At 43.8% G+C, this 21,884-nt stretch carries 17 protein-coding genes and 2 tRNA genes; 3 read left to right on the forward strand and 16 right to left on the reverse strand.

Going from position 1 to position 21,884, the window contains the following annotated elements:
* Positions 1 to 256: 256 nt before the first annotated feature.
* The 9 genes from BF9343_RS13800 to hisH all read right to left on the reverse strand — a co-directional run bounded on the left by BF9343_RS13800 (position 257) and on the right by hisH (position 8,304).
* Positions 257 to 1,156, reverse strand: a complete 900-nt coding sequence (locus tag BF9343_RS13800; protein WP_005788808.1) for an Rpn family recombination-promoting nuclease/putative transposase — start codon at positions 1,154 to 1,156, stop codon at positions 257 to 259.
* Between the two features lie 173 nt (positions 1,157 to 1,329).
* Positions 1,330 to 1,809: a ferritin gene (locus tag BF9343_RS13805; RefSeq protein WP_005788812.1), complete on the reverse strand. Its 480-nt coding sequence runs from the start codon at positions 1,807 to 1,809 to the stop codon at positions 1,330 to 1,332.
* Positions 1,810 to 1,946: 137 nt separating this feature from the next.
* The gene (gene lysA, locus BF9343_RS13810) at positions 1,947 to 3,110 is read right to left on the reverse strand and encodes a diaminopimelate decarboxylase (RefSeq protein ID WP_005803068.1); all 1,164 of its coding nucleotides are present in this window, start codon (positions 3,108 to 3,110) and stop codon (positions 1,947 to 1,949) included.
* Between the two features lie 156 nt (positions 3,111 to 3,266).
* Positions 3,267 to 4,586 (reverse strand): aspartate kinase, encoded by a 1,320-nt coding sequence (locus BF9343_RS13815; RefSeq protein ID WP_005788816.1) that lies wholly within the window; start codon positions 4,584 to 4,586, stop codon positions 3,267 to 3,269.
* A 31-nt stretch (positions 4,587 to 4,617) separates the two neighbouring features.
* Complete coding sequence (locus BF9343_RS13820) at positions 4,618 to 5,316, reverse strand: cell division ATP-binding protein FtsE (protein WP_005788818.1); 699 nt, start codon at positions 5,314 to 5,316, stop codon at positions 4,618 to 4,620.
* Positions 5,301 to 5,912 (reverse strand): bifunctional phosphoribosyl-AMP cyclohydrolase/phosphoribosyl-ATP diphosphatase HisIE, encoded by a 612-nt coding sequence (gene hisIE, locus BF9343_RS13825; protein WP_005788819.1) that lies wholly within the window; start codon positions 5,910 to 5,912, stop codon positions 5,301 to 5,303. Before hisIE ends, BF9343_RS13820 begins: the two co-directional genes overlap by 16 nt.
* A 188-nt stretch (positions 5,913 to 6,100) precedes the next feature.
* Entirely contained in the window at positions 6,101 to 6,853 is a 753-nt protein-coding gene (gene hisF, locus BF9343_RS13830; protein ID WP_010993170.1) for an imidazole glycerol phosphate synthase subunit HisF, read from the reverse strand.
* 101 nt (positions 6,854 to 6,954) lie between these two features.
* Positions 6,955 to 7,674, reverse strand: coding sequence for a 1-(5-phosphoribosyl)-5-[(5-phosphoribosylamino)methylideneamino]imidazole-4-carboxamide isomerase (gene hisA, locus BF9343_RS13835; protein WP_010993171.1), 720 nt, complete (start codon positions 7,672 to 7,674; stop codon positions 6,955 to 6,957).
* Between the two features lie 39 nt (positions 7,675 to 7,713).
* Entirely contained in the window at positions 7,714 to 8,304 is a 591-nt protein-coding gene (hisH, locus tag BF9343_RS13840; RefSeq protein ID WP_010993172.1) for an imidazole glycerol phosphate synthase subunit HisH, read from the reverse strand.
* A 349-nt stretch (positions 8,305 to 8,653) separates the two neighbouring features.
* On the opposite strand from hisH, the gene BF9343_RS13845 reads away from it, so the two are divergent.
* Both BF9343_RS13845 and BF9343_RS13850 read left to right on the forward strand, forming a co-directional pair.
* Positions 8,654 to 8,727, forward strand: a tRNA-Asp gene (locus BF9343_RS13845).
* Between the two features lie 30 nt (positions 8,728 to 8,757).
* A tRNA-Asp gene (locus BF9343_RS13850) sits at positions 8,758 to 8,831 on the forward strand.
* Positions 8,832 to 9,330: 499 nt separating this feature from the next.
* On the opposite strand, the gene BF9343_RS13855 is transcribed toward BF9343_RS13850, so the two are convergent.
* Positions 9,331 to 11,406 (reverse strand): DUF262 and DUF1524 domain-containing protein, encoded by a 2,076-nt coding sequence (locus tag BF9343_RS13855; RefSeq protein WP_010993174.1) that lies wholly within the window; start codon positions 11,404 to 11,406, stop codon positions 9,331 to 9,333.
* Positions 11,407 to 11,536: 130 nt separating this feature from the next.
* Here BF9343_RS13855 and BF9343_RS24190 point away from each other — a divergent pair, with 130 nt between their 5' ends.
* Positions 11,537 to 11,743, forward strand: coding sequence for a P-loop NTPase fold protein (locus tag BF9343_RS24190; RefSeq protein WP_008769726.1), 207 nt, complete (start codon positions 11,537 to 11,539; stop codon positions 11,741 to 11,743).
* 616 nt (positions 11,744 to 12,359) lie between these two features.
* On the opposite strand, the gene BF9343_RS13865 is transcribed toward BF9343_RS24190, so the two are convergent.
* From BF9343_RS13865 to BF9343_RS13890, 6 genes are all read right to left on the reverse strand, one after another.
* On the reverse strand, positions 12,360 to 12,767 hold the full coding sequence (locus BF9343_RS13865) for a pyridoxamine 5'-phosphate oxidase family protein (RefSeq protein WP_005788828.1): 408 nt from the start codon (positions 12,765 to 12,767) through the stop codon (positions 12,360 to 12,362).
* Between the two features lie 210 nt (positions 12,768 to 12,977).
* Entirely contained in the window at positions 12,978 to 13,799 is an 822-nt protein-coding gene (locus BF9343_RS13870; RefSeq protein ID WP_010993175.1) for an AraC family transcriptional regulator, read from the reverse strand.
* A 42-nt stretch (positions 13,800 to 13,841) separates the two neighbouring features.
* A complete protein-coding gene (locus BF9343_RS13875; protein WP_010993176.1) occupies positions 13,842 to 14,207 on the reverse strand; it encodes a VOC family protein in 366 nt (121 codons plus the stop codon).
* A gap of 105 nt (positions 14,208 to 14,312) precedes the next feature.
* Positions 14,313 to 15,119 carry an AraC family transcriptional regulator gene (locus tag BF9343_RS13880; RefSeq protein ID WP_010993177.1) on the reverse strand — a complete coding sequence of 269 codons (807 nt, stop codon included), beginning with the start codon at positions 15,117 to 15,119 and terminating at the stop codon, positions 14,313 to 14,315.
* A 385-nt stretch (positions 15,120 to 15,504) separates the two neighbouring features.
* Positions 15,505 to 19,266: a right-handed parallel beta-helix repeat-containing protein gene (locus BF9343_RS13885; protein WP_032575894.1), complete on the reverse strand. Its 3,762-nt coding sequence runs from the start codon at positions 19,264 to 19,266 to the stop codon at positions 15,505 to 15,507.
* 24 nt (positions 19,267 to 19,290) lie between these two features.
* A complete protein-coding gene (locus BF9343_RS13890) occupies positions 19,291 to 21,870 on the reverse strand; it encodes a glycoside hydrolase family 3 N-terminal domain-containing protein (RefSeq protein ID WP_010993179.1) in 2,580 nt (859 codons plus the stop codon).
* Between the last annotated feature and the right edge of the window lie 14 nt (positions 21,871 to 21,884).

The raw sequence follows: 21,884 nt of genomic DNA on the forward strand, positions 1-21,884 counted from the left end.
ACATCGACTGAACCTATTCCGGGAAAAAACATAGATCTTGAATCCCCAACCCATAAATACGTGCTTCAGTCACCACAGGGACCTGACAAAGAGAGGATGTTTCATAACTCACCACAGATTACACTGATTTACACAAGATAATTTTTAATCTATTGATAACCAATACTATCTATCTGCGTAATCTATGGTAAATACGAGTTTTAACACACCCCCCATGAATAGAGGGGAAGACGGAATAAGACGGAGAAGACGGAATTTACAAGTTCTCTATCTCTCCGGCGGACAATCCTGTCACCTGGCAGATGGTTTCGACCGGCAGGTTCAATGCCTTCATCCTTCGGGCATTCGCCTGCTTCTCTTCCATACGACCTTCGGCAAGCCCCTCCTGGCGACCTTCGGCAAGACCCTCCTGGCGGCCTTCCATAGCTGCCGTACTCAATACATCATTCTGAATCATAATCGCATTGATATGTTCATCATAAGCCAATTGTTCTGCCTTATTCATGTTATAATAGACAAGTTTACGACGCGCTTCCTCCAGTCCCGGAGCCTTGGTGTCGGGATGGATCACACCTGTCTTGAGATATTCAATCCACTCCTCAAGGGGCGTGACAGCCACTTTGTTGAACTCGTTCACACGAATAAGGAAATACTCAGGAAAGATCTCGGCAGGCAATTTACGGACGATGGCGTTCTTCTCTTTGGTGCTCACCTCCAGAAGGTCGCCCGTGTGGACACCCACGAAAGAGTTCTGACCGTGGTAAAGGTAATCAGTACCACGACCGATATCAAAGTAGAGGATACTGATGGAATACACCTTCTTAACCTCAGAGTAGAGCTGACCCAACTCGATATGTTCCGTGATCGCCTTGGCAACACCGAAAAGAATACGTTCCAGATAATAAATCTCACGGGTATTCTGAACCTCCACAATGATGATCTCGTCTTTGCTGTTACGCGCCTTTATGTCGACACGGTTGAATTTATCCGTTTCATTCAACTGATTGCCTTCACTCTCCAGAATCTCGACGATACGGATGGGCTCACCCAGCAAAACGGTGAGAAAACCCTCCAACACGCCGAAATTGGCCTTGTTACGCAACAGGCGCTTCACCGCCCAATCAAAACGAATATACCTGTCTTTCTGTTCCATCATATACGAATAATATCTATCCTACAAATATAAGTTTTAAAAAAGAACTATCCAAGCATACGGCGGAAGAAATAAGATGAACCGCCTTTAAACCATAAACGATGAACAGGCCACGCTGCATCGCATAGCTTGTCCATCGTTTACTGTCCATCATTCAGGCTTGCGTCGGCCGGAACTTATCTCTGACCGAGCTGAGAATCGATAAAGAAGATACCGGCATCACCGGCTCTCTTAATCTTATCGACAATCCCTTGAGCGGTGGCTTCTTCTTCTACTTGTTCGCGAACGAATCCCCAAAGGAAATCCTGAGTCGCTTTATCTTTTTCGGCTGCGGCAATGTCAACCAAGGCATCTACCAGTTTAGAAACATGGCGTTCGTGCTCAAAGACGTGCTCAAACACTTCAAGAGGAGTACCCCAACCGGTGGGAACAACGTCAATCTTATCTACTTTGGCTATACCGCCGCGTTTGATAATATAATCGGCCATGGCATAAGCATGCCCCATCTCTTCCTGAGACTGCTTCTTCATCCAGTGTGCAAAACCGCTGAAACCTTCTCTTTCAAAATAGAAAGACATAGACAAATACAGATTAGAAGACCACATCTCGGCTGAAATCTGCTCGTTAATTGCATTCTGTAATTTTTCTGAAATCATGATCGTATTCATTTTAGGTTATTAAAATCACTACAAAAATAACAATTTTAAAAGAAAGGTTGTTCGGAGAAAGTGAAAAAAGAAGAGAAATCTTCCTTAAATCATCCGGACTACCGGACAACCGGCCTATGACAGCATTACACCAACTCCTCTGAGATGTACCCTTTCGGCAGTTCACGGCAGTTATAACCTGAAGCCATAATCTCGCCATAAGCACCGGCAGAACGAAGGGCTATCAGATCGCCACGCTTCACCTTATTCAGATCGACAGCCTTGCCGAATACATCGGACGACTCACAGATGGGGCCCACCACGTCATAAGTTTCGACCACAGGATCTTGGGAAGTAAGGTTCTCCATCTTGTGATGTGCCTGATAGAGGGCGGGACGAATCAAATCGGTCATGCCCGCATCGAGGATGGCAAATTGCTTGTTGGTACCTTGCTTGACATAAAGTACTTTTGAAATCAGCGAACCGCATTGTCCCGTGATGGCACGTCCCAGCTCAAAATGCAAAGTCTGATGCGGACGAAGCTTCAGGTGCTCGTCGTATGTACGGAAATAGTCGGCAAAATCCGGAATAGGCTGACGGTTGGGGTGATCATAATCGATGCCCAGCCCACCGCCTACGTTGATATGCTCCACAAGGATGTGACGGGCTTCGAGCTTATCCTGCAATTCGTTGACACGGTTGCATAGCGCTATGAAATCGCCCATATCGAGAATCTGAGAACCGATGTGGAAATGAAGACCGATGAACTTCACATGCTTCAGCTCCAAAGCCACGTCGATCACCTTATCCATATCGTGCATGCTGATACCGAATTTGTTTTCGGCCAATCCGGTAGTGATATTGGCATGGGTATGCGCACCTACATTGGGATTGATGCGGAAAGCTACATTGGCAACTTTACCTTTGGCGGCAGCCAGCTCGTTGATGACTTCCAACTCAGGCACCGACTCGACATTGAAACAGAAAATATCGTAATCGAGTCCCAGGTCGATTTCCCAATCAGCCTTACCGACTCCGGCAAAAACGATCTTCCCGGCAGGGAAACCGGCCTTGATGGCAGCGCGGATTTCGCCTCCGCTGACACAATCGGCACCCAGTCCACTTTCGCGGATGATGGTCAGTACCTTAGGATTGGCATTGGCCTTGACGGCATAGTGTACACTGAAATTGTCGTAACGTGCCACCTCACGGTTGACGCACGCCAGCGTGTCGCGAAGCACTTTCGTATCATAATAATAGAAAGGAGTCGGCAACTCGCGAAATTTATGAATGGGGAATACAGTTTTCATTTTGAAAAGTTACTAATCAGTTTTGAGTTTGATCTACCACAGAGTCACACAGAGCCTCACAGGGAAAGTTTTTTCTCTTCATCATCCTATTATATTATCAAAAGATTAAAACTCTGTGAGACTCTGTGTCACTCTGTGGTGAACCTAATTCGGTTTCTATTTGCCGTTGAACAACATGTCGCTGAGCGACTGTAAAGCCACCTTCTTGTCGCACTCACGAATCAGGAAGGAGATATTATAGTTGCTACCGCCAAACGAAATCATACGCACGGGGATGTCACGCATGGCATCGAGCGCTTTGGCTTCGAAACCTACATTCTCCCATTCCAAGTCACCCACGACACAGATGATACACATATCCTTGTCGACGGTAACGGTTCCGTACTTCTTCAGGTCATCCAGGATTTCGTTGAGATGCTTGGTGTTATCGACAGATACGGAAACTCCTACCTCAGATGTACAGATCATATCGATGGAAGTCTGGTAACTCTCGAAGATTTCGAATACCTTGCGGAGGAAACCGTGTGCCAGCAACATGCGGCTCGATTTAATCTTAATGGCAGTAATATTACCCTTAGCCGCAACAGCCTTGATCTTGCCCTTTTCGGTATCATTGGAAATCAATGTACCCGGGGCATGCGGATCCATCGTGTTCAGCAGGCGAACCGGTATGTTGGCATACTTAGCCGGCTGGATACAAGTCGGGTGTAGAATCTTGGCACCGAAATAAGCCAACTCGGCAGCCTCTTCAAAGTGCAGCTGACGCACCGGGGCCGTTTTGTCGACAATGCGCGGGTCGTTATTGTGCATACCGTCGATATCCGTCCAGATCTGAATTTCGGAAGCGTGAATGGCAGCACCGACCAATGAAGCGGTATAGTCGCTTCCGCCACGCTGCAAGTTATCAATCTCGCCATAAGCATTGCGGCAGATGAATCCCTGAGTGATATAAATTTCAGCATCCGGATAGAGATCCAATTGTGCCTGAAGTTTATCCTTAATATAAACAGGATCGGGTTCCGCATTCTTATCAGTACGCATATATTCCAAAGCCGGAAGCAACACGGACTTCACACCGCACTCCTGCAAGTAGTAGTTGACCATAGCGGTGGAGATCAGCTCGCCCTGTGCCAGCACCACTTTCTCTTCGAACAATGTAAAGAGGTCTTTGGTGTATGAACGGATGTAGTCGAAATGAGATTTTATGACCTCCAGGCCTTTCTGTTTATACTCCTCAGTAGCGTAAAGTTCGTCAACATGCTGTTTATATTTAGCCTCCAGCTTATTGATAATCTCGTTGGCACCTTCCGGATTCTTCTTGTACAGATAGTCGGAAATCTCCACCAATGTGTTTGTTGTGCCCGACATAGCCGAGAGGACAACAATCTTTCTTTCACCATCGGTAATCAATTTGGCCACTTCCTTCATCCGCTGTGCAGAACCTACGGAAGTTCCTCCAAACTTTAAAACTTTCATTTTCGTTACTGTGTTAAAATTAGTATGTATATTAATTATTTTCTTTCTTCACAAATTCGTCCGTCACATTGACAATGCGATGTTCGGCGCACCGGTATACCTGTCCGGGATATTCGGCTACCAACTGGAGGTTGTGAGTGGTCATCACTACCAGCGATCCGGCCTGACAGATGTTATGCAACAACTCTACAATGGCTTTTCCGGTCTCTACATCGAGGTTTCCGGTAGGTTCGTCCGCCAGGATAATCTCCGGAGAGTTGAGCATGGCACGCGCTATCACGATGCGCTGCTGCTCACCGCCCGAAAGCTCGTTTGGCAGTTTATAGCCCTTATTCTCCATCCCGACAAGGTTGAGTACTTCGGCTATGCGTTCCTTGATTTCCTGTTTATTCTTCCATCCGGTGGCACGAAGCACAAACTCCAGATTATCGTTCACCGTACGATCGGTGAGCAGTTGGAAATCCTGAAAAACAATGCCCAGCTTGCGCCGCAACTGCGGAATGTGCTTGCGCTTGATGGATGTCATCCGATAACCGAGCACTTCGGCCTCACCGGCAGTCACATCGAGCTCGCCATAGAGGGTTTTGAGCAGGCTGGTCTTGCCGGAGCCCACTTTACCCACCAAATAAACGAACTCCCCCTTGTGCAGTTGCAAATTAACTTCGCTCAGCACACAGAGTTCCTGCTGATGTATCTCTACATCGGTATAGTGAATCAGTGTTTCGTCCATGAGTCGCTATGTCTTATCTGCAATTCGCGTGCCAGATCTTCGATGCGGTATCCTTTAGAGGTCAGCAATACAATCAGGTGGTAAATCAGGTCGGAACCTTCGTATATCAAACGGTCATCTGTACCGTTGGTAGCCTCGATCACTGTTTCCACCGCCTCTTCGCCTACTTTCTGCGCTATCTTGTTGATGCCGGACTGAAACAAGCTGGTGGTATACGACTTCTCGGGCATCTCTTCGTGACGTCTGTCGATGAAGTCCTGCAACAGTTTGAGGAACATGACCGGCTCTTCGTTCTTCTCGCCCCAGCAAGTATCGGTGCCGGTATGGCATACCGGGCCGACAGGATTTACCTGAATCAACAACGTGTCTTTGTCGCAATCTTCTTTAATAGAAACGACATTCAGGAAATTACCACTCTCTTCGCCTTTGGTCCACAAACGGTTCTTGGTACGGCTGAAAAAGGTTACTTTCCCGGTTTCAACAGTCTTCTCGTAAGCCTCTTTATTCATGAAGCCAAGCATCAGCACCTTGCGGGTGTCGTTGTCTTGTATGATGGCCGGAACAAGTCCGTTCATTTTATCAAAATCTAAATCCATGGTTCTTATTTATTATATTTTTGAGTTTGATTCACCACAAAGTAACATGGAGTCTCACAGCGTTTTAATCTCTTGTTTATAAGATATTAAGAGAAAACCATCTCTGTGGAACCCTGTGCTACTCTGTGGTGAGTCTGATTCGTTTCTATTCTTTCTTTAATCTTCAGGCTAAGATTTGCTTACGCTTTCTACCTGACGGTAATTCCCTGGCCGCAAAGATACGATTTTAATTCGGGAATTTTAATTTCTCCGAAGTGAAAAACACTGGCTGCCAGTGCGGCATCTGCTTTACCAAGTGTAAAAGCATCGCGGAAGTGCTCCATCCGGCCTGCTCCGCCCGATGCGATAACGGGTATGGAGAGTTGGGAAGCCAGCTCCGCCAGGGCTTCATTGGCGTATCCGGTCTTCACTCCATCGTGGTTCATACTGGTAAACAGCACTTCACCGGCTCCGCGCTCCTGAGCTTCTTTGGTCCACGTCCTCAGTTCTTTGTCAGTCTCGATACGCCCACCGTTGAGATAACATTTCCATCCGTTTCCGGTCTGTCTGGCATCTACCGCGAGCACACATACCTGCGACCCGAAATGCTTGGCAATATCGTCTATCAGCTGCGGGTTGCGAATGGCGGAAGAGTTAATGGAAATCTTGTCGGCACCGGCATTGAGCAGGCGGTCTACGTCACTCAGTTCGTTGATCCCTCCCCCGACAGTAAACGGAATACTGATATTGGCAGCTATTCGCCGAACAAGCTCGGCAAAAGTTTTGCGACCTTCGTGGCTGGCCGTAATGTCGAGAAAAACCAACTCATCTGCCCCCTGCTCGCTATAAGCACGTCCCAACTCCACCGGATCACCGGCTTGGCGCAAGTTTACGAAATTCGTCCCCTTTACGGTCTGACCGTCTTTGATATCAAGACAAGGTATGATTCTTTTTGCTAACACAACTATATATATACGATTTTACGTTTGACAAATGATTCACTACAAAGCACACACCGGACTTTCGACAGGCATAAACACAACTCTACCCCGCTATGCTACCGTTAAAGAAATGCCTGAAGCTCTTTCAAAGTAATACGTCCTTCATAAAGGGCTTTACCGAAAATAACGGCAGGTACCCCGGCTTCGTGCAACGCTTCAATATCGGCTATACTGCTCACACCGCCACTGGCTATCAGATAAAGAGTGGGATGCTCTGCCAGAATCTCTTTGTATAAATCCAAAGATGGCCCCGCCAGCATGCCGTCACAACTGATGTCGGTACAGATCACTTTCTCAATTCCTTTCTGGGTATAATCCTTCAAGAAAGGGAAAAGTTCACAAGTACTTTCGTCTTTCCATCCGTTGACAGCTATTCTACGATCTTTAACATCGGCTCCCAAAATGATTTTCCCACTGCCATAACGGTCGATCCAACGGCAAAACAGGTCAGGGTTCCTGACGGCAATACTACCGCCGGTCACCATCTGCGCACCATTCTCAAAAGCAATTATCAGATCTTCATCACTCTTCAACCCACCGCCGAAATCGATAATCAACGATGTGCGACTGGATATCAAGTCGAGTGTCCGGTAGTTGACCACATGATGCGAAGCGGCTCCATCCAGATCCACCACGTGCAAACGCCGGATACCGTTGGCCTCAAACTCTTTGGCAACTTCTACCGGATTTTCATTATATACCTTTTTACTGCCATAATCTCCCTGGGAGAGGCGTACGCACTTCCCATCGATAATATCAATGGCCGGAATCAATTCTATCATCTATCTGTTTTCAATTTACGGTTTAAAATCCCGGAGGGACTAAAGCTCCAGGAAATTCTTTATAATTCTTTCGCCCGCCTCACCGCTTTTTTCGGGATGAAACTGGGTGGCATAGAAATTATCTTTATGCAAAGCGGCACTGAAAGGCCGGATGTAATCGGTTTCGGCAGCGGTAAATTCACTGACGGGCACATAATAACTATGTACGAAATAGACAAATTCATCACGGGTGAATCCTTTGAACAGGTCACTCTTCAGGCAGCTGATGGTATTCCATCCCATGTGGGGAACTTTTTCCTCGTGCTTCCGAGGAGCAAAACGTTTCACATCGGTATCGAAAATACCCAGACAATCGACATTCCCCTCTTCGGAGAAGCGGCACATCAGTTGCATGCCCAGGCAAATGCCCAGCACCGGCTGACGGAGTTCTTTAATGAAATGATCCATGCCACTCTCCTTGAGATGAAGCATGGTAGTCTCGGCCTCTCCCACCCCGGGAAAGATCACTTTATCGGCAGCTTTCAGCACCTCTTTATCAGATGTAACCACTGCTTCCACCCCTAAGCGCTTCAAGGCATAGTCCACAGAACGGATGTTGCCTGCATTATATTTGATAACTGCTACTTTCATTTTAATGTTCTACATTTAGTTCGCAAAAATAACGAATTATTGCAAAACCACGAAAAATCAGAGCAAGAAGTTTGAATTAAAAGATAGATTTATAACAGATAGAAAGATTTTAGGCATATAAAATGAATAAGTATTATCCGAATGGAAAAACAGAGAGATAACCGAGACCTGATAAGACTATTATTTTTTCACACTTTTTTTTCAAACTAAATACGTTCAGAATGAGGAACTAAGCCAAAACAGCTTCATTTTTTTCAAAAAACTTTTCGTTCAGCTATTGCAGGTTTCGGAAAAATGCCTACCTTTGCAACCGCAATCGAGAGAGATAGCAATTAAGAAATGAAATTCTGGTGCGTTAGTTCAGTTGGTTAGAATACATGCCTGTCACGCATGGGGTCACGGGTTCGAGTCCCGTACGCACCGCATCTCAAGTCTTAATTTAAAAATAAAATTGGTGCGTTAGTTCAGTTGGTTAGAATACATGCCTGTCACGCATGGGGTCACGGGTTCGAGTCCCGTACGCACCGCAAAGGAGAATGACGAACAAATATTTAGCACTGATATTCAATATATTAGTGCTTTTTTTATGTTCTTACCTTTGCTACACTTTTAAATATAGTGTGTATAATGTGCGACCAACTATTAGTAACCCGTGCGACCAATCCATGCGTAACATTCATGTATTCTAACCACCTGAACTGATGAATGTTATATATTGGTTACTTTTAAAATATTGTACCTTTACCTTTCGTGTCTCCGACACATAATATTCAGCTTCAAATTTGAATTCATAAGAACGTTTGATTTACTAACAATTAAATTAAATGTTATGAATACGTTTGCAGTTTCTTTTTTGGTTAGACCTTCTAAAAGCACTAAAGCCTTCTTTATTGCATTCAAAACCGACACGACTGTCACAAAAGCAAACCACCTATCCAGAAATAAAAAAATAACTTTTGCCCAGCATATTTAAATACATGCCGAACAAAAGTTATTCATAGCAGACTACATCACGCACAAAAACAATCAGTTCGCTTCCATTTGCTTATCAAACGCTTGTTGAATCAACTCCATGACATCATCCAATTCATTCATATTCGAAATACCGACTTCTACATCGCCATTGCCCCATCGTCCCAAGTTGGATACATCTTTGCACAAACCTTTTGGATCAAGTATATCTGCAAATGCTACATTTAGAGAAAGGCGCAACCGGGATTTCTGAGGCACGACATCCACAAAGTTAGTATAAGCTTTAAAGGCAATGTACAACTTCTTGAGTTCCTCCTTTACGGAAGGATCTATATTCATTATCCTTCTGCGCAAGGCCTGAAACAGAGTAAGTATGTCTCCCTTCAGATATTCATAGTGCTCCAACGTATACTCTGCAGGATCTCTCTCCGCAGATCTATAAACTTCGAGTGTCTCCGGCGATAATAACGGAAACCTCCATATTTCTTTAGCTTTCTCAGCCAATTGCCCCGCACGCACAAGTATTTGCTCTTCATTCCACGAACTGATTCTCCTCAGATATGAATTGAGGCGAATAGGAGAATCGTCGAAACCTCCCTCCATACTCTTCTTTTCTTGGAACGGACGATCACTCAATTCCGAATTATAACCTGTCAGAGTCAGATTACCAAGTGTGTGTAAATATTTACCCTGGACTTCTACCCAACCTTCCCCTAACATCTCTTGCCATTCGTGTGATAGATTAGGATTTTGAGGCATGACATGTTCGATGGTATAATCAGAAATATTCACCATCTCCTTACGCTGAAAATTTTCCAACCGATTTAAAAGGTAGTTCCTGTTACGGAAATTATAAACATCTTTGGTTTGTAGGAAAGTGGTGAACTCCGTATCGTTCGGAAAGCGCTTATAACTATCCAGCAATAGGAATGCAGCTTTCAGACCATCCATATAATTCGCTTTATCGAATGACTTATAGAGAGTAGCGAACGTCTTATTCAGGCTATTTGTCGGTATGCCGCAAATGGCACGTCTGAACACATAATTCTCAACCAGACAAAGAGCTTCGTAGAACTCGTCCCTGCTGATAACTTCGTTGACATAATCGTTGTACAACGGTAATAAAAACGGGTAACTAACGTCAACCCTCAACTGGCTGATGCGTTTGAAAGCCCCGCAAAGCAGCTTATCCGGCTCTTTGTGAAGAACCATGTTGACGTAATATCCGGAATAAGTATAAATGTCTTTGACTACTTCGCTGATAGTATCGGGAGCTTTTCCCCCTATCACATAGGCCTTGAAAGCATCGTACACCATATCGATACGAGGAATGGTACCTGTCTTCACTGATAAGTAATCGCGCATGAAGCTATTAAACAGCGCCGCATATTCACTACCATATCCTTGTTCCATAGGGTACCAATAAGATTCATAAAGTGAGGTCTGCAAGTGAACTTCTTGTCCCATCAGCACGTAATTGCGAATCAAGTCGGCTTGTGATAAATCAAGTCCCGTACTGTTCATACTTTCAAATATCAATTGTGGATTGTCCTTCTCCTTTTCAAGAGCCACATCCACAACAAACAGTCGCTGTACCCCGCTATAAATAGCTACCACATTCTCCTTGTTTATCTTACTTTTAAAGAAGTCATAGTTTTCAATGATGCGTTGTGACATCCCCTCGGACCGAGGAATCCCTTTCAATAAATTTATATAGGTATCTTTATCTCTCCGGGTCAGCAGAAGTTTATACCGCAATTCATTATCTTCTTCCGGGTTGATCAGATAATAGTTCTGAAGTTTAGTGAAGCTGGTATCTATCTCTACTGCATTTTCTTTTATAAAATCGGCAATAGCCGCTATCAGCAAAGAGACAGTGGTCAAGCGCTGCTGTCCATCAATAACCAGAAGTTTAGGCACATCGGACACTGTATGTATGCTCTCCTGAAAATAAACGATAGAACCGATAAAGTGCCCCTGGACGGCAGAATCGTTGCTAATACGCAAAATATCATTCAACAATTGATTGCATTGAACCAGTTGCCAACTGTATGTACGCTGATAAATGGGAATCACAAACTGTCGTGGTCCCTTTATGATGCTTAAAAGATTATTGGAAGATGCTTTCATAGATTATGCTTATTTTATGATAACAAAAGTATTCTTTTTCCCGATTATAAGAGAATAAAATAGGAAAATTATCCATAGTTTCCTGTTTTTTATCCGTTCATTGACCAATAATATTTCTCACTACCTTTGATTGAACATAATAGAGACAGAGCTTAATGATTATCCACAATTTAAAAAGAAAGTTAGTTTCCATGATAAAACTACAAAATTAAAAAAGGAACTTAAAACTCTGATTAAAACATGGGACAAGTACACGAAGGACTTAAGAATATTCTTGTTCGTAGACGATATTGACCGATACTCTGAAAAGAAAATCATCCAATCGATCGATTCTTAACTCAGAATATTCTATTACCGATATTTAATAACAAAAAATTCACTAATCAATCAGTATAATTAAGATACATCGAGAGGATATCTGGATCAGCATCAAATATTTACGTCACTTAATCGAATTGTTAGTACTGGCCAGTAAAACCAAGGATGTATCTTTTGTCATCAGGCAAAAAGAGGAAACACAGGGAAATACGGTTGAAATATATTCCATCACTTTACTAAAAGATATCCATACGAACCGAACAGACTACGCGATTCTATTGAATGTGCCCGATACGGTTATAGCCTATTGAGAGCCGGTCATAGACTTGGGGAAATACATATAACTCGAAAAAAATACATTTTTTTTTGCTCACTCCTGAACAAAATGATTTCTTCTGCGTTTATAATTATGCAAATCGGCCTGAAGCGCTTTATGCCTATGGGAATATCCATAATAGTCGCACCGTATGCCTCCCCGGCATAGACAGGTAAGATTGCATAGTAGTTTTGTCGTGTTTTATTTTGTGTTTGTGTTGTGACGGTGCTGCGATGTGAATCGAAGTACCGTTTTTTTGTACCTACCTCTGAGAAGCTAAAAGATTTACCATAAAAGAAGCAGAATACAGGGTAACGGGTTAAATGTTCCGATGGACGAATTGTCCGTCGATCCAGAACGTGGCATGCTCAGAACGGAACTTCAGTAAAACGTATTCCGGATCAGTCGGTCCCTTTGGGAAATGGGCGATAAACCAGTCTTGCCAATACTTCTGTTTGAGTCCGGCATCTGTCACTACCTCTATTTCACCGGTCAGGGCAACGCTATTCCCTTGTTCGTAGAAACAAAGACCCGCTTTCGGGTTGCTCCGGAAATCTTTCGTTTTCACAGAATGTTCCCCGGTTGCCATCCAAATCTCAGAAATACCTTCCGAAGCAATCTTACTCAAAGGAACAGGACGGGGATATCCCTCTTGATTGACCGAACTGAGTATTACCGTTTCACAACCTTGCAGCAAATCTGCTGCTCTTTCGTTTAATGATTTCATTGTATATTATATTGAGATTGATAATCCCTGCAAATATAAGTTTGCCTACCTACCCCGGCGTTGTAAAAAAACGACTTTTTACAGAATAAGAAACAGACTAAACTTCTTACAGACATAGTTTATTTTACACTCGCAATACAATGCCTGTACCCGAAACCAAATCCGAAACGCTTTTCTAAAGGCGATTTCCTTTATCACCCAACCGGTATTTTATTTCTCAATATACGTCAGCAGCCCCTCTTGCGGCAAGGTCGGAGAAAGGAATGATTCTGCCGTACCGCCGGAGAGCGTCTTGACCTCTTTCAAGAAGTGCGAAACATCGTAATATCCGGCATTCACCGCTACCGAGAGCAGGTTATTTGCCTCCGTCGTATTTTTCAGCAGATCGATCGCATGCCTGAACTTCACAATCCGACTGTATTCTTTAGGGGTAAATCCGGTAAACAGCTTGAACCGCCGTTCCAGATGCCGTTGACACAAACAGGTATCTTCTGCCAGCAAACGGATCTCCCGCTGACCGTGGTACAAATGAATGTGGTTTACCGCAAAAACAATCTGTTTGTCCACTACATCGTGCTTGTGCATCGACCGCACCAATACTGTCTCAATACACTGAATCCTACTCCGCAAATCCGGAAGCTCGTAGAGTCGTTCCGTAAACGAATCATCGAACAACTTGATCCCCAAGTCGGCACTACTGATTCGCTGACCGCCCAACTCCTGCACGGGCAAGTCCATGAATCGGAATAATCCGCAAGGATGAAAACGAATACCAACCATGTGAACCGTTTCGGTATACGCGACCAACTCCGAATAGCGTTTCATCGGTCCCACGAAAAACGAACGGCAAGACGGCATGATCCGCCCTTCGCTGCCTACGGGTTGTGTTATCCCGCCCAAAGCGAAAATCAAATCGGTACACCCGTCCGGCAGGACATTGATGCGCATCCCATACTCAGGACTTCCTTTGAACTCCCAAATTTTATCGACGTAAGGAGCCAGTAGTCCACAAGGTTGATATTCTCTATACATACTTCAATTTCGGGCAAATATAGTGAGAATCACTCACACCTGCTATTTATCCGAATACAAACCGATATGGTTTCCTTCGCTATCGGCAAAAACAGCGAAATGTCCCCTGCCTTCAGCGTCAATCTCCGTCTCGGGGGTAATGACTTTCCCACCTTTCTGCAGGACACGTTCCAGCGACTTGCCGATCTCTTCGCAATAGAAATGAATCAGCGTTCCCCGCTCAGAAGGCAGAAAATCGGGTGCCCACGACACCGCTCCCACCGCTTCGCCCTGCTCCATGAAGCAGGCCATCTTCTCCTCTTCATACTCCGAGACCGCCAATTTGATGTCCAACACTGTTTCATAAAATCCTACCGCCCGGTGGAAATCTGCCGCCGGAATCTCAAAAAACGCAATAAACTTTTCCATATTCTTTATATTAATAAGATGAATACTGTATGCCGGAAGTCACGTCTCCCAAGCACACCGCAAAAGTAGGGCAAAGCATCCGCCCCGGATAGTAAAAAACAGACATCATTCCTCCACAAAGAAATAATCGGAATAAGGAGCGCAAACAGCCAGATATTCCGCCGGAGTATATCCCGAAAAGAGTTTGAACTCCTTAATCATGTGCGATTGGTCAAAGAAACCACATTCGTAGGCCAGTTGCGCAAACGAAATGCCCGGCTGGCATTGTAGAGTATACAACGCCCGCTGTATCCGCACAATGCGCAGAAACTCCTTGGGAGTAGCGCCTACATACTCCGCAAACACCCGCCCGAACTGCTTATTGCTCAGGCAGGCTACGTCTGCCAGTTGTGCCGTACGGATGTGCGGATGGAGGTTCACAGCCTCCAAAACGGTCGAAACCCGCTTCAGGTTATATTCGGGAAAAGCATAGAGACGGCTTAACAGAAACTCTTCTATCAGACGGATACACGCTACCCGATCCGGCATATCGGCTATCCGCCTGCCCAGATCAACCAACAGAGGATCGCCCGTCTCTTCGGTATTTACATTCATCCCACGAAACTCGCTGACAGGCATATGGAGAAAAGCTTTTGCGGCAAAAGGCTGAAAAACGACTACGATCATCTCCAGCATCCCCGTAGACTCGACATCGGAATAGCCGAACGCCTGCCCGCTGATGAAAGAAGAGGGTTGCAACCGGCCTTCGGTCAGCGAAAACAGTTGGCGCCCCCGGTGAAAGACCATTTGGACGCACCCCACGGGCAGCGTCCGTTCGGATACCGGTGCAAACGCATCGTCGCTCAACACCCAGTAATGCCGGACATAAGGAACGAGTGCCGCTGTGGGCTTTATGACTCTGAATGATTGCATAGACTACAAATATATTGTTTTTTTGGATCATCCCGGCAAAGATAAGGGACGGGAAAAAGAAGGGATAGGAAAAAAGAGACAAAGGAAAATCGGGTTACCGAAAACGGCTGTCAGAAAGAGGATGGATGCACGTATGAATTGTACCCTGATATATAACAATATTAAGTGAGAGCAAAAGGATAAGCCTATTTCGACTTACAGATTATAACAATACAGTAACCCTATTGATAAAATGAATAAAAAAACTACGAGAAGAATCCCGTAGTTTTCTATTTACACAATATTATGGAGAGTCCCTCTAATAGCATACTTACACACAAGTTTGTTTACTTGATAAGTACTAAGCATAAGCAATTTAACTTTGGAAATAGAATATTTTCATCCATTATTTGTCATACACCTTCAACATCACTTTTCCCCCATTAGTCGTAAAATCTATCGGTCCGGGGTAATACTTCTTTTGTCCTTTTCTGTTCTGTCCCCAATAATCTTGTATTAAATCTATCACTGTTCCATTTTCTTTATTAAAAGATTGATCAGGTATGGAAGCACGACCTAAGTCTTTCGTACTAACCTTGTCACGGAACTTTTCATCCTTCCAGTTTTCAGGAACATTTATTTGCAGATACCATCCATCCGTTTTTTCTATCACTTGAATATCTGCATCGAAACCGGAGTTAACAGTAGCATTTTTATCCAAGCCTGAAGATACCGCTTCTCCCCAATAACAGTTTTTTTCCATCTGTACCGGCAATACACAATCATCATACTCTGTCATTTCGGCCCTGGTAAAGATATTGTTGAAATAAGAGACATTTCCACAAGGACAATCGTGATATCCCATAATCTCCGTCCCATGAGGTGCAAGATAAGGTGTTTTACGTGGATCTACATTATTCAGTTTCCAAACTTTCCAAACAATCAAATTATGAACAAAAGCCATGCCTTGTGACAGTTTGATTTGGGCGAGTTCTGGAGACAGGAACAGATTATTGTCAACTAAAATAGGTCCATGGTTCACCTCAAATGAAACTTCCACGACCCTGTTGTCATGCAAAAGATTTCTTGTCACTCTTGCACCTTGTGCCATCCAATCGAGCCAAATACCACCCTCTACACGATAAATATGATTGCCTGAGATCTCCACATCTACAGCAGCATGTATCTTAATTCCCGCCATTTCATATCCCCAGAACAAGTTCTGTGTACTAATATCATGCACGGTATTATTCTTTATCTTACTGAAAATAGCGCCCAAGCTACCTGCAATACCGGCTTGTCCACAATAAGCCACAGTGTTGTTACGTACCAGATGCCCTCCGATATGTTCTCTGTTCCAATTGTGCCGAAGTGCACGCTTCACACAATTGACATACCCTTCTTCTGATTCTGATTTATTATCCCATTCGTCTCCATACTTACCTAAAGTAATCCCCACACACTTGGAATGGGTGATTGTATTGTTTTCAATAACCCATCCTTTACTCCAGTGAGTCCCCAACAAGCCAATCTGTTCTGCTGTAGGAGGTGCCCAGGGGGTAGCAGCCTGACTCAGCTTAAATCCGTTAACCACAATATAATTCACATAAGGTCTTTCCGGATAAAAGACAGATTGCCTTACATTGATTTCAACCAGTTCCTGATTAGGATTCTTATCGCCAAAATTAGCGTACAGGCGAGTAGTGTCTTGCTCTACTTTGCAAAACCACAACAAACTATCGCCTTTATTCTGCAAAACATTGCTCAATGACGGATTCTCCATCAGGGCTATATCATTCAGATATATCTCTCCCGTATGACACCACTTGCCTCTCTCAAACCAATCACCATGTAAAGTTTCAGCATATGGATTGAACCCACCGAAAAATTTATTCGGTATTCCGACTTCCCAAGTCGTATCATTAACCTTCTTCCAACCTTTCATTACTTCCGAACCTTTTATCTCCACATTCTCCCCTTTGGCCGCCATAAAGACAATCGGTTTTTCTTCCGACTCTCCGCCCCGTGAAGGAGAAACCCTTTCACGATAGATACCTTCATGTACAATAACCGTATCTCCCGGCTCAGCCATATCGGCAGCAGCTTGTATCGTCTTCAAAGGATAGGCTAAACTACCGATTGATGCATCGTTTCCTGTCGAAGCGTTCACATGTATGCCATGACTCCGTTCCGCCTGCAATTCGACTACTATCAAAGAGTTGCCGGGCAACCCGAGTTTCATCATTTTACCCGTTGAAGGAACAAACGACTCTACCTTCACCTCTTCCGGATGTTGTAATGTATTAAAGCTCAAATCCGACTGTGGAGCAATCTTCATACCTTTCCTCACACGGAAAGATTTCTTTATCTGGCTAAAATCTATTTTACAAGGTTGAGTATTCTGACTAAAATTCAGTACGACCAATGTCAATTTGTCCCGTCTCTTATTCCATGCAGCCTGAATCACAATATCCTGATTCTCCTTTTCCTGCTCTATTATTTGAGGATACGCTATATCCAATGAATTCAAGAGAGCGAAAGCCACGCCCGGAGCATTCAGATAAGTACCTTCTTTAGGAGTATTTATCAGACATTCTCCCCAACCATCGGACAGGTTTGTATAATTGGCAGTAAAGAAACTCCCACCCATATTCTGATAGGCAATGTATTGCTCCACCATATTCATGGCAAATCCCCAACGGATGGAAGCATTAAAGAGAGTTTCTTCACCACCTGTGTCCTTCTGATTCAGTCCGTCGGTATTTCCTTCATTTCGGGTTACCGGAGCACGAAACTCCGTATGGCATAATTTGATGTCTGTACCATGCGCCTTGTTATATGCATCTAAAATTACGATATCAGCACGCATCTCTTCCGGAGTTCCTCCCCTGTTTGTAATTAAATCCACATAAGGTCCGACAATCTCCAACATTTCCTTAAACTTCTTATTAAACAACCAATAATTACCCACCGCTATTTTGATTGAAGGATCTTTTGCTTTCATCGCCTTTGCAAAATCTACACAACGATTGGCATACGTGACGGCATCGAACCGACGGTAAGGTTCATTCTCTAATTCCCAATATTTCACATTCAACGGTTTGGTACGACCATAGGCAATACGTTGTGCATTGGTAGGATTATTACAGAAATCAACCCAGTCTGCAGCACTGTATTCATTATTGAACATAACAGGTACACAAAAGAAGGGTTCCGCCCCCACTGCCTCACACAGATCCACCAATTCGAACGTACCTACATCGTTCAGCAATTCACATCCCCACCAAGTATCATAGCTGACCGGTCTTTCTTCACGTGGACCAATTCCCGAACGCCAGTCATAAAGCGAAGTGAAACATCCGCCCGGCATTCGCATGGTCCTAGGACGAAGTTCATTCTTAATACGTTCAACCGACTCACGTTTCCAACCTTTTATTACATCATCTGCCATCAATGACAGCAGATCTATCCCTACACAACCGCCTGCAGGTACTTCTATAGTATAAGTACACCAGCCTTCATACTCCGTCGCATCTAATGAAGAACTGTATAAGATAAATTGGTTTGTATTCACAGCCAGTTCAGTCTTTGACAACGGAGTATGGAAATCACCTTCTTTATAAATGGCAATAGTTACCGGGACACTCTCCTTTGAGTATTTCTCTTCGCTTAGGTAACCACCGGAGGAGAAAAGGCCTGAAACTGTATATCCTTTTCCCTTTTCAATATAAATGCGTTCCTGAACTAATAGAGTTGGAATTTGCTTTTTACGATTATCAATCTGCAAAAAATACTTTCCATGAGCCGATGGCCAATAATTATTGAAAATAAGAGGTAACTTCTCTTCTTTCCTTCCATCAGCAAGCAGATACCACTTTGGCTCTTCATAGCCGGAATGCCACCACTTGGCTTCTTTTACATCCCCCCGGTAACACGTGTACCAAGAGTTTGACTCACTTACAGGTTTCGTATTCTCGAAACTGCGGTTAAAGAGAAGTTCACCCCACAACAAGTCGCTTCTGCCAAACCCCATTTCAAAGAAACTACCCCATAAATAAGGACTCACAGGTGTACTTGTTTTATCTTTATCTATTATTTTAATTGTATTCTGTGCATGCAGATCCGCCAGAAGCAGACATATAAACAAAAAGCTTACTATCTTATTCATGATGTTTAGACACATAATAAAAAATTATCGATTCAACATTCTTATATTGATTACCTGCCTTCCTTCGATAGAAATATGTTCAGTCTTGAACTTACTTCCACTCACAATTAAAGTATCGGTGGACATGGCACGAATAGAATATTCTCCCTTTGAGTTTGTGACAACTTCTTCTTTCCCAACTTTGACAGTTACTTGAGGCAACAGGTTTGCTTGTACATCCCGTATGGTTCCCTTTACCACTACCGGTGTAGCTGTCATATTCTTTGTTGAAGACACTTTTTTCTCCTTGTCCCTCAAAGTAGGAATGTATTTCTCGGATGCACGCTCTACCGTTATCACTTTCTTAATGCGAATATCATCTGATGCACGGCCTATCTGTAACTCAAAAGCACCCGGTTCAACCACTTTTTTCATCTCCTTGTTGTAGAGGGCCAGTTCTGACACGGGAATCTTAATTATCACTTGCTTCGTTTCTCCTTTCTTAATAAGCACTTTCTCAAAACCCTTCAGTTCCTGAACAGGCATCACGACACTGGAAACCATATCACGCACGTAAACCTGCGGCACTTCCAGACCGTCGTAATCGCCTGTGTTGCGAATTGCTATCGTCACCTCAATCACATCTTCACAAGCGTAATCTTCTTTGGAGGTAGTGGCAGAAAGATATTCAAAGTCTGTATAGCTCAATCCGTGGCCGAATGCCCACAATGCTTTCGGCGAAGAGAACACATAATCTTTACCGGGTTTATTCTTACTGCCCGGTGAGCGGTAGAAGCCCTTATCTGTAGGCAAATAGTTATAATAACAAGGTAGATGTCCTACACTTTGCGGAAAAGAATAATTCAATTTTCCCGATGGATTAACCTTACCCAAAAGCATGTCTGCAAGGGCTAGTCCACCTTGTTCACCGGGATACCACTGTACTACAATCCCCGGTATATTTTCCTTTATCCAAGACATTGCAAAAGGCTTTCCGGATAATAGAACAACAATTACCGGTTTACCTGTAGCATGAATGGCCTCCACCAAATCTTCCTGTACACCTGTCAAGGTCAAGTCACTTAAATCAAAACCTTCCCCACAAGTAGCATTACTATAATCACGAGCCAAAGAAGCACTTGCCGAACCGACAACAACAATACAAACATCACTTTTCTTTGCCACATCCACCGCTTCTTTAAATCCCGAACGATCATCCGTAACCAAATCACATCCCTTGGCATAATTCAATGTCAACTGATTACCGACTCTTTCTTTCAGGGCTTCAAGTAATGTAACCCCGTCCTTATTGTCACGACTCCATGTATAATCCCCAAACTGTACCTGATCAGCATTAGGACCTATCACAGCTATGGATTTCAATTTATTCATTTGTAAGGGCAAGATATTGTTTTTGTTCTGTAGAAGAACGATTGATTCTTCAGCAATCTTACGAGCCAATGACACATGGGCAGGAGCATGCACTACTTTATCATAGTTCTTTTCCATTGGTAATGGGTATTCAAACAGTCCCATATTAAACTTGGCCGTTAAAATACGAGCCACTGCCTGGTCAATATACTTCACATCCAACATTCCGTTCTCCACCAATTGCTGAAGCTCAGCGTAACTATTGTCTGAAGCTTCGGCATCCAGTCCGGCCGTCAATGCCTGAATAGCGGCTTCTGCACTGTTTTGTGCCGTTTTATGAAAATAGTTCAGCATACCTATCGCTCCCCAATCGGAATAAACATATCCTTGAAAGTCCCACCGGTCACGTAAAAGTTCCGTCATCAGATAGTGGGAAGAAGAATTAGGTTCATTGTTCCAAGAATTATATGAGGACATCACCGCCCAAGGTTTGGCTTCTTTTACTACAGTTTCAAAAGTTTTCAAATAGATGGAAAGTAACTCCCGCTGTCCGCACAATACAGAAGCAAGATTCAATCCTCCCTGAGGAGCACCATGGGCACCGAAGTGCTTGATCATTGGTGATACTTGATTATCAAGATAACCTCTCACTTGCGATACCCCCATACGCGACACCAGAAAAGGATCTTCACCGAAACATTCTTCCACTCGTCCCCAGCGCAAATCACGGCAGACATCGATAACGGGAGTTAAAGATTGCGTGATGCCTTGTGCCGACAACTCTTTTGCTATGGCAGAAGTCATTTCGTAAGCCAGTATAGGATTAAATGTACTTCCCAATGCGATGGCTTGTGGAAAAATAGTAGATCCGTCGTGTACAGAGCCATGTAGAGATTCAGTCAACGTGAATACAGGGATACCCAACCGGGTCTTCTCGCGCATATATTTCTGTACTTCATTCATCAAGGTCAGACATTCCTTTCCGGGCAAGGTAATACCTTCTATGAACCCATAGTTCTGCCCACCAATCATTTTCTCCAGTTTTTCCTCATTCAGTTTTCCATTCTCCATGATTGAATAAGCATGAATATGGCGCATTTGAGCAATTTTTTCCTCTAATGTCATCCTGCTTAACAGATCCTGTACCCTTACCTCTACAGGTAGTGAAGCATTCTTATATTTAAAATTGGTTTGTGCATAAAGACGGACACAAAAGCATATTGCCATCAATGAAAGAAATATTAGTTTTTTCATGATACACCGATTTA

This window comes from Bacteroides fragilis NCTC 9343, assembly GCF_000025985.1.
Classification (GTDB): Bacteria; Bacteroidota; Bacteroidia; order Bacteroidales; family Bacteroidaceae; genus Bacteroides; species Bacteroides fragilis.

What these genes read in the sequence shown, in the direction of transcription:
- BF9343_RS13800 (WP_005788808.1), bottom strand. Translation starts at nt 1,156, where the DNA reads ATGATGGAACAGAAAGACAGGTATATTCGTTTTGATTGGGCGGTGAAG.
- BF9343_RS13805 (WP_005788812.1), bottom strand. Translation starts at nt 1,809, where the DNA reads ATGATTTCAGAAAAATTACAGAATGCAATTAACGAGCAGATTTCAGCC.
- lysA (WP_005803068.1), bottom strand. Translation starts at nt 3,110, where the DNA reads ATGAAAACTGTATTCCCCATTCATAAATTTCGCGAGTTGCCGACTCCT.
- BF9343_RS13815 (WP_005788816.1), bottom strand. Translation starts at nt 4,586, where the DNA reads ATGAAAGTTTTAAAGTTTGGAGGAACTTCCGTAGGTTCTGCACAGCGG.
- BF9343_RS13820 (WP_005788818.1), bottom strand. Translation starts at nt 5,316, where the DNA reads ATGGACGAAACACTGATTCACTATACCGATGTAGAGATACATCAGCAG.
- hisIE (WP_005788819.1), bottom strand. Translation starts at nt 5,912, where the DNA reads ATGGATTTAGATTTTGATAAAATGAACGGACTTGTTCCGGCCATCATA.
- hisA (WP_010993171.1), bottom strand. Translation starts at nt 7,674, where the DNA reads ATGATAGAATTGATTCCGGCCATTGATATTATCGATGGGAAGTGCGTA.
- hisH (WP_010993172.1), bottom strand. Translation starts at nt 8,304, where the DNA reads ATGAAAGTAGCAGTTATCAAATATAATGCAGGCAACATCCGTTCTGTG.
- BF9343_RS13855 (WP_010993174.1), bottom strand. Translation starts at nt 11,406, where the DNA reads ATGAAAGCATCTTCCAATAATCTTTTAAGCATCATAAAGGGACCACGA.
- BF9343_RS13865 (WP_005788828.1), bottom strand. Translation starts at nt 12,767, where the DNA reads ATGAAATCATTAAACGAAAGAGCAGCAGATTTGCTGCAAGGTTGTGAA.
- BF9343_RS13870 (WP_010993175.1), bottom strand. Translation starts at nt 13,799, where the DNA reads ATGTATAGAGAATATCAACCTTGTGGACTACTGGCTCCTTACGTCGAT.
- BF9343_RS13875 (WP_010993176.1), bottom strand. Translation starts at nt 14,207, where the DNA reads ATGGAAAAGTTTATTGCGTTTTTTGAGATTCCGGCGGCAGATTTCCAC.
- BF9343_RS13880 (WP_010993177.1), bottom strand. Translation starts at nt 15,119, where the DNA reads ATGCAATCATTCAGAGTCATAAAGCCCACAGCGGCACTCGTTCCTTAT.
- BF9343_RS13885 (WP_032575894.1), bottom strand. Translation starts at nt 19,266, where the DNA reads ATGAATAAGATAGTAAGCTTTTTGTTTATATGTCTGCTTCTGGCGGAT.
- BF9343_RS13890 (WP_010993179.1), bottom strand. Translation starts at nt 21,870, where the DNA reads ATGAAAAAACTAATATTTCTTTCATTGATGGCAATATGCTTTTGTGTC.